Source organism: Streptomyces sp. SDT5-1 (genome assembly GCF_052245995.1).
Lineage (GTDB): Bacteria > Actinomycetota > Actinomycetes > Streptomycetales > Streptomycetaceae > Streptomyces.
This window is the reverse complement of the sequence record NZ_CM125963.1, coordinates 7,815,380-7,833,563: the sequence shown is the minus strand read 5'-3', so window position 1 is coordinate 7,833,563 and position 18,184 is coordinate 7,815,380. Positions and strand designations below refer to the sequence as shown.

16 protein-coding genes are annotated in these 18,184 nt (G+C 71.9%); 11 read left to right on the top strand and 5 right to left on the bottom strand.

Going from position 1 to position 18,184, the window contains the following annotated elements; translation table 11 throughout:
* Positions 1–4: 4 nt before the first annotated feature.
* The gene (locus ACTWJ8_RS36095; RefSeq protein WP_356373010.1) at positions 5–1,003 is read right to left on the bottom strand and encodes a LacI family DNA-binding transcriptional regulator; all 999 of its coding nucleotides are present in this window, start codon (positions 1,001–1,003) and stop codon (positions 5–7) included.
* A gap of 232 nt (positions 1,004–1,235) precedes the next feature.
* Between ACTWJ8_RS36095 and ACTWJ8_RS36090 the strand changes: the two genes are divergently transcribed.
* The 9 genes from ACTWJ8_RS36090 (at position 1,236) to ACTWJ8_RS36050 (ending at position 9,972) form a co-directional block, all read left to right on the top strand.
* Positions 1,236–2,375 carry a cupin domain-containing protein gene (locus tag ACTWJ8_RS36090; protein ID WP_443261707.1) on the top strand — a complete coding sequence of 380 codons (1,140 nt, stop codon included), beginning with the start codon at positions 1,236–1,238 and terminating at the stop codon, positions 2,373–2,375.
* Between the two features lie 320 nt (positions 2,376–2,695).
* Positions 2,696–3,469, top strand: coding sequence for an alpha/beta fold hydrolase (locus ACTWJ8_RS36085; RefSeq protein ID WP_443261706.1), 774 nt, complete (start codon positions 2,696–2,698; stop codon positions 3,467–3,469).
* A 45-nt stretch (positions 3,470–3,514) separates the two neighbouring features.
* Positions 3,515–4,294 carry an SDR family NAD(P)-dependent oxidoreductase gene (locus ACTWJ8_RS36080; protein ID WP_443261705.1) on the top strand — a complete coding sequence of 260 codons (780 nt, stop codon included), beginning with the start codon at positions 3,515–3,517 and terminating at the stop codon, positions 4,292–4,294.
* Positions 4,291–5,055, top strand: coding sequence for an HpcH/HpaI aldolase family protein (locus ACTWJ8_RS36075; RefSeq protein WP_443261704.1), 765 nt, complete (start codon positions 4,291–4,293; stop codon positions 5,053–5,055). Before ACTWJ8_RS36080 ends, ACTWJ8_RS36075 begins: the two co-directional genes overlap by 4 nt.
* A 180-nt stretch (positions 5,056–5,235) precedes the next feature.
* Positions 5,236–6,603, top strand: a complete 1,368-nt coding sequence (locus ACTWJ8_RS36070) for an MFS transporter (RefSeq protein WP_443261703.1) — start codon at positions 5,236–5,238, stop codon at positions 6,601–6,603.
* Positions 6,604–6,692: 89 nt separating this feature from the next.
* Complete coding sequence (locus tag ACTWJ8_RS36065; protein WP_443261702.1) at positions 6,693–7,691, top strand: ester cyclase; 999 nt, start codon at positions 6,693–6,695, stop codon at positions 7,689–7,691.
* A gap of 142 nt (positions 7,692–7,833) precedes the next feature.
* A complete protein-coding gene (locus ACTWJ8_RS36060; protein ID WP_356373017.1) occupies positions 7,834–8,202 on the top strand; it encodes a hypothetical protein in 369 nt (122 codons plus the stop codon).
* An 80-nt stretch (positions 8,203–8,282) separates the two neighbouring features.
* Positions 8,283–8,951, top strand: coding sequence for a Type 1 glutamine amidotransferase-like domain-containing protein (locus tag ACTWJ8_RS36055; protein ID WP_443261701.1), 669 nt, complete (start codon positions 8,283–8,285; stop codon positions 8,949–8,951).
* 106 nt (positions 8,952–9,057) lie between these two features.
* Positions 9,058–9,972 (top strand): endonuclease/exonuclease/phosphatase family protein, encoded by a 915-nt coding sequence (locus ACTWJ8_RS36050; protein WP_443261700.1) that lies wholly within the window; start codon positions 9,058–9,060, stop codon positions 9,970–9,972.
* Between the two features lie 11 nt (positions 9,973–9,983).
* Here ACTWJ8_RS36050 and ACTWJ8_RS36045 read toward each other — a convergent pair whose 3' ends face one another.
* Genes ACTWJ8_RS36045 through ACTWJ8_RS36030 form a run of 4 tightly spaced genes read right to left on the bottom strand, consistent with a single transcriptional unit; the run spans position 9,984 to position 15,935 of the window.
* Positions 9,984–11,189, bottom strand: coding sequence for an alkyl sulfatase dimerization domain-containing protein (locus ACTWJ8_RS36045; protein ID WP_443261699.1), 1,206 nt, complete (start codon positions 11,187–11,189; stop codon positions 9,984–9,986).
* A 20-nt stretch (positions 11,190–11,209) separates the two neighbouring features.
* Positions 11,210–12,553, bottom strand: coding sequence for an MFS transporter (locus ACTWJ8_RS36040; protein ID WP_443261698.1), 1,344 nt, complete (start codon positions 12,551–12,553; stop codon positions 11,210–11,212).
* Positions 12,554–12,568: 15 nt separating this feature from the next.
* Positions 12,569–13,891 carry an alkyl sulfatase dimerization domain-containing protein gene (locus ACTWJ8_RS36035; protein WP_356373022.1) on the bottom strand — a complete coding sequence of 441 codons (1,323 nt, stop codon included), beginning with the start codon at positions 13,889–13,891 and terminating at the stop codon, positions 12,569–12,571.
* Positions 13,881–15,935, bottom strand: a complete 2,055-nt coding sequence (locus ACTWJ8_RS36030; RefSeq protein ID WP_443261697.1) for an acetate--CoA ligase family protein — start codon at positions 15,933–15,935, stop codon at positions 13,881–13,883. Before ACTWJ8_RS36030 ends, ACTWJ8_RS36035 begins: the two co-directional genes overlap by 11 nt.
* A 108-nt stretch (positions 15,936–16,043) precedes the next feature.
* Between ACTWJ8_RS36030 and ACTWJ8_RS36025 the strand changes: the two genes are divergently transcribed.
* Both ACTWJ8_RS36025 and ACTWJ8_RS36020 read left to right on the top strand, forming a co-directional pair.
* Positions 16,044–17,249, top strand: coding sequence for a PucR family transcriptional regulator (locus tag ACTWJ8_RS36025; RefSeq protein ID WP_443261696.1), 1,206 nt, complete (start codon positions 16,044–16,046; stop codon positions 17,247–17,249).
* An 80-nt stretch (positions 17,250–17,329) separates the two neighbouring features.
* A complete protein-coding gene (locus tag ACTWJ8_RS36020; protein WP_443265104.1) occupies positions 17,330–18,094 on the top strand; it encodes a GNAT family N-acetyltransferase in 765 nt (254 codons plus the stop codon).
* Positions 18,095–18,184: the final 90 nt, after the last annotated feature.

Genomic DNA, 18,184 nt, shown 5'->3' with positions numbered 1-18,184 from the left:
CGGGTCAGCGGGCCTCGGCGTGGGTGGCGCGCGGCACGAACTCGGTGGGCAGGACGAGCCGTTCACCGTCGGCCGGGACCTCTCCGCCGATCCGGCGGACCAGCAAACGGGCGGCCTGGCAGGCCAGTTCGCCGAGGTCGTGCCGGACCGTGGTGAGCCGGAACACCTCCCACGCCGCCATCGGGAGGTCGTCGAAGCCGATGACGGTGAGGTCGTCGGGCACCTTGACGCCGGCCGCGAGCGCGGCGTTGAGCACACCGATGGCCACCACGTCGTTTCCGCAGAACACGGCGGTGGGCGGCTCGGCCGCGTCGAGGAGCGAGGGCAGGGCCGCGTAGCCGGTGTCGTACTCGAAGGCGCCGCGCACCACCCGGTCGTCCGGCAGGCCGATCCCGGCGTCGGCGAGGGCGAGCCGGAAGCCCAGCTCGCGGTCCCGGCCCGTGGTGGTGTTGGCGGCGCCGAAGATCCCGGCGATCCGGCGGTGGCCGAGCGCGACGAGTTCCTTCGCGACGAGGCGACCGCCGCCTTCGTTGTCGACGACGGACGCGATGTCCCCGGGCCGTCCGGTGTCCCGGTTGAGGAAGACGTACGGCATGCCGCGCCGCTCCAGGAGCGCGGGCAGGCGCGAGTCGGTGGTGGCCGTCGCGAGGACGACGCCGTCGAGCGACTGGTCGAGCAGCTTCTCCTCGGCCACCGCCTCGTCGGAGCGCTCGGTGAGCAGCATCATCCGGTACCCGAGGCGCTCCAGCTCGTCGTGGAGCGGGGCGACGACGTGCGGGTAGAACGGGTTGGTCATGTCGGTGACGATGACGCCGACCCGGCGCGTGGCCCGGGTGGACAGGGTGCGGCCCGCCTCGCTCGGCACGTAGTTGAGCGCCTCGGCGGCCCGCTTGACCTTCTCGCGCGTCGCGAGGGACACGCGGGGGTCGTCACGCAGGGCGCGGGACACCGTGGGCTGCGAAACGCCCGCGAGCCTCGCCACGTCGTGACTCGTGATCGCCATGACTCTCTCCTCGTCGACTCCATCGGGCCGAGGGCCCGCGGCCGGGCCAGTATACGTACACGCGGTTCGAATACGTATGCCTCTCAGGCATGCCCACACATCCCGGCACCCGAGAAACCCGAACATCCCTCTTGACAGGACACACACATGGAGCCTGTCATGGCAATACATACGTATTCCATCCCTCGTCACGAGCTTTTCAGAGCCTCACGAGCTTTCCCTGGGAGCCCCCATGCCCGATGTCGTCGTGTCCACCCCCGAGCTGGAGCGCCGCACCGTCCGGCGCAGTGACTTCGTCTCCTGCAACCAGGCCTTCATCGACTGCCGCACGCCGGGCTCCGACCGGAAGGAGAACTACGCCATGATCGGGCCCGGCGTCTCGCAGTCCTCCGGTCAGCACGTCAACCTGCGCCTTCCGCACGGCTACAACATCGGCGCCGCCGCCATGCCGCACGGCATCACCAACAATCTGCACCTGCACTACACCGCCGAGGTGTTCGTCTGCACGGCCGGCGAGTACCTGCTGCGGTGGGGCGCCGAGGGCACCGAGGGCGAACTCCCACTCAGGGCGGGCGACATCGTGTCCGTGCCCACCTGGATCTTCCGCGGCTTCACCAACACGGGTCCCGACGACGGCTGGCTGTTCACCGTGCTCGGCATGGACGACACCGGAGGCATCATCTGGGGTCCCTCGGTGCTGCGCGAGGCGGCGCGGCACGGCCTGTACCTCACCGCGGACAACCAGCTCGTCGACACGGTGGCGGGAGACACCCTCCCGCCCGAGTCCGAGCGGGTCACGCCGATGGCGCAGGAGCACATCGAGCGGCTGCGCCACTACAGCGCGGACGAGATGCGGCGGCGGGTCGCCTCGGCGGACGACCTCGTCTGGTCCGAGCACCCGTTCATCGACAGCTCCCTGCCCGGCGGCGGCGCGCGCCTCAGCTGCGTCATCGGCTATGGCATGACGGAGGACCCGCACCAGGAGCCGCGCGTCTTCAACCCGCACGGCCACAACGTGGCGTGGCTGCGCGCCGAGCCGGGCGAGGGTGTCTCGCAGCACCGCCAGCACGAGACCCAGACGCTCATCGTCAAGGACGGCGAGTGGGAGGTCACCCTCAACCGCACGGACCCGGTGTCGGTCCGCCTCGGCCCGCGCGACATGCTGTCGGTGCCGCAGGACGCCTGGCGGTCGCTGCGCAACGTCGGCGACGAGGAGGGCGACCTGCTCGTGGTCAACTCCGGCGACGGGCGGGTCCGCCTGGAGTGGGACGAAGAGGTCCTCAAGGCCGCCGCCGACGCGGGCCTGGGCCTCGACCACAACGGTTACGTCGCCCCGTACGCCCTGCTGCCCCGCTCGGCGCGGCGCTGGTGACCGGAGTGTCGCCGGGGGCCGGCGACCGACCGGTGAGCGGGGCGCCGCCGGTGGGCGGTGTGCCGTCGAAGAGCGACGTGCCGTCGGCGAGCGGCAGGCCATCGGTCAGCGGTGCAGCGTCGGCGAGAAACGCGCCGCCGAGGAACGACGCACCAGCAGCGAGCAAGGTGCCACCGGTGAGCGATGCGCCGTCGGCGGGCCAGGCGCCGCCCTCAGGCAGCGCACCGTCAATGAGGCACACACCGTCGGCAGGCGACGCACTGTCCACGAGCGGTGCGCCGCCGGTGAGCGGCACCCTGTCCACGACCGACGCTCCATCCGTGAGCGGCGCCCCGGCCACCCCCAGCGGTCCGCTCCCGTTGGTCGTCGTCCCCGGCATGCTCTGCGACGCGGATCTGTGGGCCGACGTCGACTTTCCCGAGGGGCACCCCGTGCACCACGTCGCGCTGCAGCGGGCGGACATCGGGGCGCTCGCGGAGGATGTGCTGGCGGCGGTGTGCGGGCCGTTCGTGCTCGTCGGGCTCAGTCTCGGTGGCATCGTCGGGTTCGAGGTGCTGCGGCGGGCGCCGGAGCGGGTCGCCGGGTTGTGCGTGATGGCGACGAACGCCGGCGCACCGCGGCCCGAACAGTACGCCGCCTGGCGGGAGTTGGACGGGCTTGTGACGGCAGGGCGGTTCGCGGAGGTGGTCGAGCGGACGCTGCCCGACATGTTCCCCGACCGCAGCCCGTCCCCGGCCGACGCCGAGCGCTACCGCCGGATGGCGCACGCCGTGGGCCCGGACGCGGCGCGCGCCCAGCTCGCCGCGCAGACCACGCGCCGGGACGCGTTCGGGGCGCTGCGGTCCGCGCGCTGCCCCGCGACCGTCCTGGCGGGCGGCCGGGACACGCTCTGCCCGCCCGCCTTCCACCACGCCATCGCCGAGGCCCTGCCCCGGTCCCGTACGCACGAACTCCCGGACGCCGGGCATCTCCTGCCCTGGCAGCGCCCGGACGCCGTGAGCGCGGCGCTGCGCGACCTCGTCGCGGCGGCCGGCGCCCGTACACCCCAGCCCGCGAAGCCACCCGAGGAGAGCCGTGGTGCCTCGATTTCTTGAACTCCCAGACCTCATGACACCGACACACACCCAGGAGGCCGGCGCATGACGACCGACCGCACCCGAACACCATTGGCCGGGCGGACCGCGCTCGTCACGGGTGGTGGCAGCGGACTCGGCCGGGCCATCACCCGGTCCCTGCTGGCCGAAGGCGCCCGCGTCGTGATCACGGGCCGCGACGTGGACACCCTGAAACGGACCGCGGACGCGCTCGGCCCCGACGTGGTCCCGCACGTCTGCGACGTGTCACGGCCCGCCGACGTCGAGGCGCTCGCCGCGGCGCTCGCGGACGAGGAGATCTCGATCCTGGTCAACAACGCGGGCATCGCGGGCCCGGTCGCACCGCTCACCGACATCGAGCCCGCCGACTGGGACGAGGTCTTCGACGTGAACGTGCGCGGCGTGTTCCTGATGTGCCGCGCTTTCCTCCCGGCGATGACACGCCGCGGATCCGGTGATGTCATCAACGTCGCGTCGGTGTCCGGGAAGCGTCCGCTGCTGCGGCGCACCCCGTACTGCGCGTCGAAGATGGCGGTCATCGGCCTGACCACAACGCTGGCGGGCGAGGTCGGCCCGCAGGGTGTCACGGTCAACTCCCTCTCCCCCGGACCCGTCTCCGGGCCCCGGATGGAGCGCAACTTCCGCCTGGAGGCCGAACGCACCGGCAGCAGCTACGCGGAGGCCGAGAAGGCGTTCGTGTCACGTGCCGCGCTCGGGCGGATGGTGACCGAGGAGGAGGTCGGCGACGCGGTGACCGCGATGCTGCGGATGCGCGGCATGTGCGGCGCCGACATCGACCTGTCGGCGGGGATGGTGGCCCGATGACGGTTCCTCGTACAGGGCACCGGAGCCTCAAGCAGCGCCTGGCGGACGGGGAGACGCTGCGCGGCGCGCTCCTGCGGCTGCCCTCGGAGACGCTCGTGGAGATGGCCGGGGTCGCCGGCCTCGACTACGTGCTCATCGACTGCGAACACGGGCCCGCCGACACGGCACTGCTCCAGCAGCACATCATGGCGGCGCAGGTGCACGGCGTCGACGTCCTCGTACGCATCGGCACGGCCGAACCCGCCTTGGCACTGCGCGCCCTGGACCTGGGCGCCGCCGGCCTCGTCCACCCGCACGTGGACAGCGCGGCGGACGCCCGGCGGGTGGTCGCCGCGAGCCACTATCCGCCCTGGGGCGAGCGCGGCTTCGCGACGTACAGCAGGTCCGGACGGTTCGGGACGGTGAGCGCGGCCGAGCATGTGGCCGCGTCCCGGGAGACGTTGGTGGTGGCGATGATCGAGACGGAGCGCGCGTGCGCGGCCGCAGACGAGATCGCCGGCACCGAGGGCGTCGACGCCGTCCTGGTGGGCCCCGCCGACCTCGCGGCGGACTGTGGTTTCCCCGGCCCCGACCTCGTGAACGGCCTGGTCGAGCGGGCGCACAAGGCGACCTCGGAGGCCGGACGCACGGTCATGACGATCGTCCCCACCCTCGAAGCGGCGCGCGCCGCGGAGGAGTCAGGGACCCGCATGACCGTCTTCAACATGGCCCAGGTACTGATGGACACCATGCGCACCCTTGCCGGGCCCACCCGGCCCTGAGAACACCGCGGCACCGACGTTGCCGCACCCCTTGACGCTCCACCCCGGGAACCTTAGCGTTCACCCTCGCCCCCCTCGTTCATACGTATGCATCACATCGTGCGTACGCGTCAGCATCCCCGTCCCGCCTTCCCCGTTCGGTTCGGGACTCCCCTCATCCACCGCGCGATCGGAGCAGCCATGTCCTCTGCAGCGCCACCCCGCACCGCACCCGCAGCCGCCTCGGAGGAGGCGGCGAAGCGGAGCGCGATCCGCCGAGCCATCGGCGCGGGCAGCATCGGTAATTTCGTCGAGCAGTTCGACTACGGCCTGTACGGCTACATGGCCCCGATCATGGCCCCGGCGTTCTTCCCGGAGAGCGACAAGACCGTGGCCGTCCTCGGAACGTACGCCATCATCGCCATCGCATGCCTGGTCAGGCCGCTCGGTGGCACCCTGCTCGGCCGCTGGGGCGACCGGGTGGGCCGCAGGAAGACGCTGCTGTGGACCCTGGTGGCCATGGGCGCGTCCACCGCGCTCGTCGCGGTGCTGCCGACGTACCACCAGGTCGGCATCCTGGCGCCGCTGCTGTTGCTCGCGCTCCGCGTGGTGCAGGGGACGGTGTCCGGCGGCGAGTACGTCGGAGCCGTGGCCTTCATCGTCGAGTGGGCCGAGCCCAAGCGGCGCGCCTACTACACCTCGTACGCCTCCAACAGCTGCTTCGTCGGCACCCTCGCGGGCGCCGGGGTCGCCGCGCTGACCAGCTGGGTGTTCGAGGGGCCCGCGCTCGACTCGTGGGGCTGGCGGATGCCGTTCCTGCTGGCGATCCCGCTCAGCCTGGTCGGCCTGTGGATGCGCAGCCGCATCTCGGAGAGCCCGGAGTTCGTGCGGGCCACCGAGGACGGCACGGACGTCGTCAAGTCCCCGGTGCGGGAGGCGCTGCGCTCGCAGTGGCGGCCGATCCTCGTGTTCTGCGGCATCAGCATCATGTGCGCGATCCTGTCGTACACGTGGGTCACGTTCTATCCGCAGTACCTGACGAACACGCTGGGCCTGCCGCGCTGGATGGGCCTGGCCTCCAACGCGATCTCGATCGCCGTGCTCATCCCGACACTGCCGCTGGCCGGCATGCTGTCGGACCGCATCGGGCGCAAGCCGATGCTCATCACCGGCGCCGCGGCCTGCATCGTCCTGGTCCCGCTCGCCTTCTGGGTCGGCGAGGCCGGCACCTTCGGCGCGGCGATCGTCAGCCAACTCATCTATCTCGTACCGGAGTTCTTCCTCACGGGCATCGTCACCGTCTGCGCCGCCGAGCTGTTCTCCACCCGTACGCGGTTCAGCGCCAGCGCCATCGCGTACAACAGCTCGTTCTCCATCTTCATGGGGATCACGCCGTTCGTGGCGACGTTGCTGGTCGACACCTTCGACACCATCTACGCCGTGTGGGCCTACCTGGCCGTCGGCGCCGTCGTGGCCCTGGTCGTCGTGACGGCCTTCATGACGGAGACGTACCGGAGCCAGCTGGGCGCGGACAAGTTCCCGCGGAAGGAGACACTCACACCCGCCTGACACACCTGCATACATACGCATTCACGCACGCCCTCGCCACGACCACACCAGCCACATCAGCCCCATCTCACCGGAACGGAAACAGCACCATGGCCCTGGACCCCGTCGCGTACCAGCCCTACAACGACCCCGACGAGTTCATCCGCGAGGTCACCGACCGCATCTGGGTCGAGCGCGACATCGCCCACATCGTCGACAACTACGAGCCGGACTCGATCGTGCACGCCAGCCTCGGCACCGTGGTGGGCCGCGACGGTGTCATCGAGGGCAGCACGATGCGGATGGCGGCCGTGCCGGGCCACATCGGCCAGGCCGAGGACGTGGTGTGGGAGGCCCGCGGCGACGACGCCTTCCTCAGCTCCCACCTCGTCTTCTCCGCCGACGAGCACCTGGTGGACGGCCGCAACATCCGCGTCCGCAAGCGCACGGTCGCCAACTGTCTGTACCGGCGCGGCCGCATGGTCGAGGAGTGGGTGGTCCGCGACGACCTGGCGGACTGCCTCCAGCTCGGCATCGACCCGGACGAGGCCGCGCGCGGTCTCACGTTCCAGGGGTACACCGGGTCGATGACCGAGGAGCCGCCCAAGGACGTCCTCGTGGAGGGCGTCAGCGGGCCGCGTCCCGACGACTTCCGCCCCGAGTGCGAGATGGTCCTCGAGTTCATCGACCGTGTCTGGTCGCAGCGCGAGCTGAACAAGGTCAACGACTTCATGGCCCGCGACCTCTTCCTGCACACCATCGGCGACCGGACGGTCATCCGTCCTGAGCGCTACCAGGCCGATCTGCTCGACATGGTCGGCCCGTTCCCCGACGCCCGCTTCGCCGTGCGCGACGTCCAGACCCACTACGCCGAGCGCTACGCGGGCCTGCGCGTGGCGGTCACCTGGACCATGCACGGCACCTACCGCGGCATCCCCGCCTTCGGCCCCCTCACGGGCAAGCCGGTGACCGTGCTCGGCGTCTCCCAGTTCCTCGTCCAGAACGGACGCATCGTCAAGGAGGTCCGCGTCTACGACGAGATCGCCCTGCGCGCGCAGATCAACGCGGGGCGGGAGGAGGGGGCCGAGGTGGCGGCGAACATCTACTGACCGCCGTACGAGTGAAGACCGTGTGACCGCGGCAACCGCGGGCGCGGCGAGGGCCGTCTTCCGCTGTGGCCGCCCCTGACCAGGGCGGCCCGACAACAACAACGTTCGTCGCCTCACCAGAGGCCACAACATGGGGAGTTGTATGTTCAGGAAGCTGGCATCGGCGCTCGGCGCGGTCGCACTCGCCGCGGGTGCCGTCGTGACCCTCGCACCTTCGGCCTCGGCCGCCGACGGCTGCCGGCCGGACGGCAACCGGCACTGGTGCGACAACGTCGTCGGCGCTCCGGTGTACGGCACCATCGGCAACAACCACATCTACCCGGACCCGAACACCGTGGTCGGGTACATGAACTCCAACCCGAGCTGGTTCTACTGCAAGATGGACGGTCAGGACTGGGTCGGCGGTCCGCATCCGACGCGGTGGCTGATGACCGTCGCGGACAACGGCAGGCTCGGATTCATGAAGGACACCGACATCATCAGCGAGACCGATCCGGTGCGTGACTGCTAGTCGTTGCGCGTCGGTGGCGGGCGGTACGGGCGTGTCCGTGCCGCCCGCCACGTCGTTCGCCGCCCGAGTAGGCTCGCCGGATGAATCTTCTGTTGACGGCGGCCGGAGTGCGCAACGACACGCAGCGGGACGCACTGCGGGACATGCTGGGCAAACCGTTCGGATCGGCGAACGTCGTGTACGTCCCCACGGCGTCGGTCGCCGAGCCCGGTGACCACGGCTGGTCCCTCGCCGACATGAACCGCGTGCACGCCCTGGGCTGGCGGGAGTTCGACATCCTGGAGCTGAACGGCCTGCCGCCACAGCTTGTGCTCGACCGGTTGCTGCACGCCGACGTGATTCATGTCGCGGGCGGCAACCATTACCACCTCGCCCGCAGCATCACGGGGAACGGCCTGGCCACCGGCTTCCTGGAGGCCCTGGAGAGCCGGGTCTACGTAGGGTTCAGCGCCGGTTCGATGATCTTCAGCCGCCACCTCGACGAGCACTCGGCCGACGTCATCGGGGACGCAGCCGACCTGCACGTGCTCGGCGCGACGCCCCTCCGGCCGCCGTTCGGCCTCCACGACTGGTACCTCAAGCCGCATCTGGACTCGCCGGACTTCCCCGAGCGCGACGACGCCTGGGCCGACCGCATCGTCGCCCGCGCAGACTTCCCGCTCTACTTCCTCGACGACGAGTCGGCCGTCCGCGTCAGGGACGACAAGGTGGACGTCGTCTCCGAAGGCCGGTGGCGGTTCCACCCCTGAGCTCCGCGGCGCACCATGGACCCCGGCGCCGCCGTACGTTCACCCGCACCTCACCCTGAGGCGCCACCGTAGGGCCTGCCCGTACTCGAACGCACCGGGAGGAACCATGACCGAGCACCTCCGGATCACACGGCGCCACGGACTGCGCGCGGTGGCCGCCGTGGCCGCCGCGCTGCCCGCCGCCGCGGCGCTGACGACCACCGCCGCGAGCCCCGCCCGCGCCGCGACCGCCGACCGCGGCGGCCGCCTGCACGTCATGACGTTCAACCTGCGCTACGCCTCCGACACCCCGCCCAACTCGTGGGCCGAGCGCCGCCCGGTGATGCGCGCGCTGCTGCGCACGGAGCGTCCGCACGTCATCGGCACCCAGGAGGGCCTGTACCAGCAGCTCCAGGACATCCACGCCGACCTGGGCGAGCACTACGCCTGGATCGGCACCGGCAGAGCGGGCGGCAGTCGCGACGAGTTCGCCACCGTCTTCTACGACACGCGGCGGCTGCGCCCGGTCGCGTACGACCACTTCTGGCTCTCCGACACCCCTGAGCTGATCGGCTCGAAGACCTGGGGCAACTCGGTGATCCGGATGGCGACCTGGGTGCGGTTCGCCGATCTCACCGAAGGGGGCCGGGAGTTCTACGTCCTGAACACCCACTTCGACCACCAGGTGCAGGTGTCACGGGTGAAGTCGGCGGAGCTGATCGCCTCCCGGATCGCGGGGCTCGACACCTCCCTGCCGCTGCTGATGACCGGCGACTTCAACGTGGCCGCGCACGGCAACCCCGTCTACGACCAGCTCCTCGCCACCGGCCTGAAGGACACGTGGGACGCGGCCGCCGAGCGCAGCAGGCTGTACGCGACGTTCCACGGGTACAAGCCGCTGGTCCCGGACGGCGACCGTATCGACTGGATCCTCGCGACGCCGGGCGTGACCGTGCACTCGGCGGCCATCAACACGTACGAGAAGGACGGCCAGTACCCGAGCGACCACCTTCCCGTCCAAGTGCGGGTCACGCTCGGCTGAGTGACGGCCAGTCAGTCCGCCGTACGGTAGAAGCTGCGGGAGACGTAGCTGGTGGCGTCCTTCGCCCGTAGCGCGCACAGCTCGCGCTTGAGGGTGCGGGCCGCCTCGATCTCGGGGGTGTCGCCGGGGGCCAGGGCCAGGAGGTCGACGACGTGCAGGGCCTCCTGGACCCGGCCCGCGTCGCGCAGGCGGGCCGCGTGGTCGAGGACGGCCTGTTTGTCGGTGACGGCGTCGGCGCGGGCGACCGCCGCGTCGGCGGGGCGGGACGGGTGCAGGGTCGTCGGGTTCCCGTCCCACCAGCCGGTCTCGGAGCGCACGATGTCACGGACGATGTACTCGCGGTGGCCGTACGTCTCCCGCATCCACGGCACGTCGAACAGCTCGGGCGGGTAGTCGAGGTCGTGCACGATGTCGTCCGCGCACCGCCCCTCGTTGAGCCGCTCGACGACGGCGGCGCGCAGCCAGCGCAGGGCGGCCGCGGTGGCGGTGAGCTGTTCGGCGCCGCCCTCACGGATGACGGGGCCGAACTCCGGTATCACTACGGCGGGTTCGAGCGCGGCGAGCCGGTCGAGGGTGTCGGCCCAGCGGACGGTGTCCCGCATGGTGCGCATCGGGGTGCCGATGTTCGGTATGCCGTTGATGACGGCGGCGCTGCCGTACAGGATCCGCTCCTCGGGCAGCCACACGGCGGTCACGTCGTCGGTCTCCGACGGCGCCCACAGGAGTCGCACCGTGCGGCCCGTGCTGCCGAGCGTGAGGGATTCGCGGTACGTGGTGTCGGGGAAGGTCAGCGGCGGGACGGCGGGGAACGCCTCGGAACGGCGGCGGAACTGGCGGGTGTTGATGTGGTTCTGGAGCCCGGCGGTCTCCAGGTATCGCCGGTAGCGGCGCACCACGTTCTCGTGCGCGACGACGGTCGGGCGGGGGTGTCCGCGTTCGGCGGCGGCGTCGAGGAAGCCGGGCACGCCGTAGTTGTAGCCGAGGTGTCCGTGGCTGTAGACGATCCAGCGGACAGGCTGGTCGGTGTGTTCCCGCAGCCGGTCGAGGGCCTCGGGGACGACGGCGGGTGCGGGGCCCGAGTCGACGACCAGGAGGCCCTGGTCGGTCTCGACGGCGAGGCTGTTGCCCTGGAGGCCGAGGGTCCGGACGCCGGGCGCGACGGTGTGCACCTCGCGGGAGCCGAGCAGCGGGTTGTCTTCGGGTTTCGTGGTGAGCACGGGCGACGCTCCTTCGGGCTTCACGGGTGGGGGCGGGCCAGGCGGAGAGCGTCGCGTTCGGGGCGTACGAAGGCGATGGCGAGCAGTCCGCCGAGCAGCATGAGGACTCCGGCCGTGCCGAACGCGAGGCCGTATCCGGCGGCCGGGTCGGGGGCGGCCTCGATGATCAGTCCGGTGGCGTAGGGCGCGAGCAGGCCGGCCGTGGTGACGATCCCGACGGTGAGGGAGAGCACGGAGCCGCGCTGCCGCGCCGGGGTGATCTCGCTGGTGACCGTGACACCGATGGCGAAGAGGATCCCGCCGAGGCTGAACGCCAGGGTGAGCAGGCCGAGTTGGAGCGCGCCGCCGGGAACGTTCGGGAACAGCAGCATGGCGACGCCGGAGACGAGGATCGCGACGCCACCGAGGACGCCGCGCGCCATCCGGCTGGAGACTCCGCGCCGCATCAGCCACTGCGTGAGGACACCCTGCGACAGGTTGAAGACGGCCGAGGCGATCCACGGCAGCACGACGAGGGTGCCGGTGGTGTGCGCGCTGTAGTGGAGGACGGTCTCCAGGTACGGCGGCACCCACGCGATGAGCAGGGCGAGCGACCAGTACGCGGCGAACGCCGCCAAGAAGCCGCCCAGCCAGGTGCCGCTGAGCAGGATGCGGCGGTACGGGACACGGGGCTCTTCCATTCCGTCGGGAGCCGGTGTCCCGGCGGCGGGCGCCCCGGAGGTCGCGACGCTCCCCTCCTTGCCGAGGATGGCCCACGCCACCGCCCACACCACGCCGACCGCGAACAGGGACACGAACGCCCAGCGCCAGCCGAACGCGGCGATCACCGCGACGAGCAGCGGCGAGGCGAGCGCGACGCCGATGCCGGGGCCGACGTTGAGCAGCGCGGTGGGCAGGCTGCGCCGCTCGTTGGGGAACCACTTGTGCACGGCGTGCATGGCGACCGGGTTCGCGGGCCCCTCCGCGGCGCCGAGCACGATGCGGCTGGCGAGCAGCACGCCGAAGCCCACGGGCGCGAGGACCGGCAGCATGGTCAGCGCCCACACGACGGCCATCGCCATCAGCAGCCACTTGGTGGGCACACGGTCGGAGGCGAAGCCGACGAGCACCGCCGAGATGCTGAACAGGAAGTAGAAGCCGCTGGAGAGCAGCCCGTACTCGCTGGGGCTGAGCTCCAGGTCGTGCATGATCGGCTTCGCGGCGAGGCCGAGGACGGCCTTGTCGAGGAAGTTGATCAGCATGAAGACCAGCAGCAGGAAGGTCACCAGCCAGGCGCGCCGGTTACGGCGGGGCGCGCCTGCCCGCGGGTCGTCGGCGAGCGTCGCGGACGAGGGTGCGGGGTGTGCGGAGGGTGGTGTGTTCACGCCTTCACTCCTTCGTCAGATCGCCCATCGGGTGCGGCCCGCGGCGCGTTCGCGGAGCTGGCTCTCGAGGTCGTCGCCCGCGAGGACGGCGCGGGACTCGGCGGCGGCCCAGGCGTACACGCCCTTGGCCATCGTGGAGGTGGCGGCCTTCTCCAGGGCGGTGAAGACCTCGGCGCGGGCGGCGTGCGCGTCCTTGTCGTCGGGGGCGGCGTCGGCGGCCAGTTGGGCGAAGTGGCCGGCGAGGCGGTGCTCGCCGCGGGCGAGGAGTTCGCGGGCGCGATCGGCGAGCCGGTCGGCGCCGCCGGTCAACTGGGCGATCTCGCGGGAGAGTTCGGAGCGGCGGGCCGGCTTGAGGTGGGAGGGGTCGCCGTCGTACCAGCCGCCGTAGAGCCGCCACAGGTTGCGGACGACGAACTCGGGCTCGTCGTAGGACGGCTTGAGGTAGGGCTTGCGCAGCAGTTCCGCGGGGGCGGTGACTTCGTGGACGACCTCGTCGAGGGTGGCTCCGGCGTTCATGGCGTCGAGTGTCTGGTCGTGCAGGGTCTGGAGGAAGTCGGCGGTGTCGGTGAGCGCGGTGCGGATCCGCTCGGCGCCGACGATCGGGACGCCGTGCCCCGGCAGCAGGATCTCCGCGCCGAGTCCCGCCATCCAGCGCAGGGCCCGCGCCCATTCGAGGGCGTAGCGCTGGACCTTCTGCGGGTTGCCGGGGTTGGGCGAGGACCAGATGAAGAAGTCGCCGCAGCACAGGATCCGGCGTTCGGGCAGCCACGCGATGGTGGCGTCGTCGGTCTCTCCGCGGGCGTGCGTCAGCTGTACGTCGAGGTCTCCCACGCGCAGGGCGGTGCGGTCGGAGTAGGTGACGTCGGGGTGGCGGTAGTCGGTGGGCCAGCGGAAGTCGGGGCGCTGGAACTGGCGTTGGTTGATGACGCCGTTGTAGCCGGCGGTCGCGGCGTAGCGGCGGAAGCGGGGCGGGGTGTTCTCGTGGGCGAGGACGGTGGGGCGGGGTGCGCCGCGTTCGGCGGCCTCGGTGTCGAAGGGGGCGACGCCGAAGACGTGGTCGATGTGTCCGTGGGAGTAGACGGCGGTGTGCAGCCGGTCGTCGGTGCGGGCGCGGACGGCGGCGTGCAGGTCGGTGGCGGTGCGCTTCTCGCCGGTGTCGAAGCAGAACAGGCCGTCGGAGGTGGGGAACAGGTAGACGTTGCCGAAGGCGGGCCACATCCACACGCCGTCGGCGACGTCGCGCAGGCCTTCGCGGCGCAGTTCTCCGGAGTGGTACACCTTGGTGCTCGCCTCTCCACGCCACACGCGGTCGGCGTATGCGAGCAGGTCATCGGGCATGGTGTGCTCCTTCTTCGGCGGGGTGGGTGATGAGCGCGTCGACGGCGACGAGGCGGTCGCCGACGACACACAGCGGGTTGATGTCGACCTCGCGGATGCCGGGGTGCTCGTCCAGCAGGCGGATCAGGGCCGTGACGGCGCGCGCGGTCGCCTCGGCGGGCGCGTCCAGGGCGAGGGCGGCCCAGTCGGCGAGGTCGCGGATCTGCTCGTCGGTGGCGGGGAGCAGGAGTCCGCGGCGCGGCGCGGTGGGGTCCTCGGCGCGGTCGCCGCCCGCGCCGAGCAGCAGGGCGGTGCCGTAGACGGGGTCGTGGGTGGCGCCGAGGGCCAGTTCGGCGGTGTGCTCCTGGAGGGGCTGCGCCACCAGACGGCGCTCGGGGTCTCCGGACACCTCGTGGAGGATCGCCGCCAACTCGTTGGCTTGCCTGTCCAGTTGCTCGTAGGCGACTCCGACACGTACGAGGCCGTGGCGGGCTCGGTGCGGGACGTCGGCGGCGTCGCCCTTGAGGACGTACGGTCCGCTCCAGCCGGTGCGCCGGACCTCGGCGACGAGGGCGTCCGGGGCCGCGGCGGACACGGTCGGTACGTGGGGGATGCCCGCGGCGTCGATCAGTGGCGCGGACCGCAGCTCGGACCACACACCCCGCGGCGGGGCTTCGGAGGATCGGTTCGGCTCGTGCTTCGCGGGGGCGCCGTCCGGGACGAGCACACGCATCCTGCGCAGGAACGCCCCGATACTGCCGAGCACCGTCTCCGGCATGCCGAGGCGCCCGAGCTCACCGGCGGGGGCGCACGCCCACACGAACCAGGCCGGCGTCCGCATCGCCTTCGCGGCGCGCGCGAGCCGGTGGTACGCGTCGGGGAACAGGTCGCCGAACGTCAAGTACAGGACGACGCCGTCGAGTTCGGGGTCGTCGTCGAGCACGCCGAGGAGGTCCTCGACGCGGTCCATCCAGCGGAACAGGTTGCCGCCGAGGTCGACGGGGTTGGCGTCGGTGGCCTCGACGCCGCCGATCTCGGCGAGCCTGCGCCGGGTGTCCGCCGACAGGGGTGGGACGCGGACGCCCATCGCGGTGAGGTTGTCGGCGAGCACGCCGCCGGCGCCGCCGGACATGGTGAGGACGGCGAGCCGCGGCGCGGGCGGCAGCGTGACGCCGCGGCGTGCGCACAGCACGGCGTCCACGAGCTGGTCGTCGTCGGTCACCAGGTGGATGCCCTCCTGTCGGCACAGGGAGGCGAGCAGCAGATGGTCGCCCGCGACGGCGGCGGTGTGGGAGAGGGCGGCGCGGCGTCCGGCGGCGCTGCGGCCGACGGTGAGCGCGACGACGGACTTGCCCGAGCGGCGGGCGGTGCGGCCGAGTTCGCGCAGGGCGGCGGCGTCGCGGACACCCTCCAGGTACAGGACGAGGACCTCGATGTCGGGCTGCGCGAGGAGATGGGTGCCGAGTTCGCCGACGGACAGGCAGGCCTCGTTGCCGACGCTGGCGTAGTACGAGTAGCCGAGCCCCGCCTGTTCCAGGAGGTCGGCGAGGACGAAGCCGACGGCGCCGCTCTGGGTGACGACGGCGACGGGGCCCGGCTCGGCCCGCTCGCGGTCGAGGAACACGGTGGTGGAGACCTGCACACCGGCCGGGCGGCTCACGAGGCCGAGGCAGTTGGGGCCGAGCACAGGCATGTCGCCCGCGGCGGCGCGCAGTTCGTCCTGGAGCGCCTCGTCGCCCTCCTCGGCGAACCCGGAGGCGTAGACGATCGCGGCGCCCGCGCCCGCCTCGCGGGCCTCGCGCAGGAGCCCCGGTACGGTCGCGGCGGGCGTGGCGAGGACGACGAGGTCGGGGCCGTGCCCGATCTCGGCGAGCGAGCCGGCGGTCCGTACGCCTTGCAGGGTCAGCTCGCCTCGGGTGACGGCGAAGATCTCGCCCTCGTACCCGCCGGACAGCAGCCGCTTGACCGTGATGCGCCCCCAGGACAGCTCCTGGGACGCCGACACACCCACCACGGCGACGGACTTGGGGCGGAACAGCGGCTCGCACCGCACGACATCGGGCACCAACGGTCAACTCCCTGGCTCGGACCCCCGTGGACGGCTCCACTGTGCCGACGCGAACCACCGGGAGTAAGCGCTTGGTCACCAAGATTTCGGCTAGCGTGCTGTGACATGTCACAAGGACTGTGGGACAGGCTGGAGCGGCGGATACCCGCGACGGTGGAGCGCACCATGCGCCGGTACGTGGACGGTTCGCCGCACTATCAGGGCGTCGTCACGGAGCACCTGGGCCGCCACATGGCGCACACCTGCCGGGAGGGCGCACGGCTCTACGTGCGGATGGCCCGGGAACTGCGCGAGCCCAGGGACGAGGAGCTGCGCCTGTTCCGCGAACGGGCCCACGCGCGGGGCGCGGAGGGGCTGCCCGCGGTCGACTTCATGGAGGCGTACCACCTGAGCGCGGAGGAGCTGTGGCACGAGCTGACGCAGGTCGCCGACGGTGAACTGCCGCCGGAGGCGGCTGCGGTGCTGCTGCGCTGGCTGCGTCATGTCACACGGGCGGCGCTCGACGCGCACCAGCAGGAGTTCCAGGCGGCGCGCGGCGAGGAACGGGAGGCCAGGCGGGCCACGGTGCGGGCGCTGGTGGCGGGCGAGCAGGCCGCCGAGTCCGCCGTGCGCTTCGGCATCCGGCTCGCCGGGTCGTACGGGGTGCTGGCGCTCCGGTTCGCCCCGGAGGCGACCGAGTCCATCGGTGACGCGCTGGGGCGGCGGCTCGCGGGGCGCCGCAAGGTGCACCGGATCACGGAGGAACTGGTGCGCGCGCTGGGCGAGACGGCCGTCGACGCGGACCTGCTCACGGCGCTCGACGCGGACGGCGGCCTCGTCCTCGTCCCCGCGCCGTCCGACCGCCCCTCCCCCGTCCTAGACGCGGCGCGCGACGCGCTGCCCCGGATCGCGCGGACGACGGGCGTCGACATGTCCGCCGGTTTCGCGGACGCCCATGACCTCGCCGCGATCCCGGCGGCCGCCGCGCAGGCCCGCCGCCTCCTCCCGCTGGCCGAGGCGCCCGGCGAGATCGCCGTCCTCGACGACCACCTGTTCGCGTACCACCTGCGCCACGACAGCGAGGCGGTCCCCCACCTGCGCTCTCTGGTCGAGCGGCTGGCCACCGAACCGGACCTCCTGACGACCCTCGGCGCCTACTTCGCGAACGACTTCAACCGGCGCGGGACCGCGCAACAGCTCCACGTCCACCCGAACACGATCGACAACCGCCTGTCCCGGGTGGACACTCTCACCGGGGTCAACCCGCGTACGTCACAAGGGCTGTTGGTGCTCGGTGCGGCGCTCGGCATCGCCGGGCCCCGGCCGAATTGATGTGCGCCGGCCGTCGGCTCGTGTTTGGCTCGGACACCATGAGCACACTTCCCCTCGACGAAGCCGACGTACAGGACAGGATGGAGCGGAACCTGGCCGAGCACGCCTGCCACCTGCACCGCGCCATGGCGGGCGCGAGCGTCACCGAGGAGCCCGACCTCCTGATCGCCGACAGCGGCCTGTCCGACGACACCTTCAACATCGCCGCCCGGGCCCGCTTCGCCGACGCCGCGGCCCCGACACGGATCGCCGAGACGGTCCGGGCCCTCACCCGCACCGGCCGCCCCTTCTCGTGGTGGGTGGGCCCCGCCTCGACACCCACGGACCTCGGCGCACGCCTGACCGCGGCCGGCCTCCCTGAGTCGGAGACCGAGACGGCGATGTGGACCACGCTCGACGACACCTCGCCGCCGGCCCCCGTCGAGGGCCTGACCACCCGTACGGTCACGACACCCGACCGGCTCGCCGACTACGCCACCGTGCTCGCCGCGAACTGGGACCCGCCCGCCGAGACCGTCCGCCGCTTCTTCGCCCACGCCGCTCCGGGGGCCCTGGCCGCCGACTGCCCGGCCCATTACCTCGTCGGCTACGTGGACGGCCGCCCGGTCTGCTCCGCCGAGGTGTTCCACCACGCCGGCGTCGCCGGGATCTACAACATCGCCACGCTCACCGCCCACCGCGGACGCGGCTACGGCAGCGCCATCACCCACGCGGCCCTCCACGCGGCCCGCACCCGGGGCGCCCGCGTCGCCGTCCTCCAGGCATCGTCCGACGGCGAGCCCGTCTACCGCCGCCTGGGCTTCCGCACATGCGGCCACTTCACGGAGCATGCCGTCACGCCGTGACCCGGACACCGCCGACATGCGTGAAACTGCTTGAACTGCCGCCTCTTCGCGCAACATTGACAGCGCATCAGCGAAGTGGTCTAGTCCGCT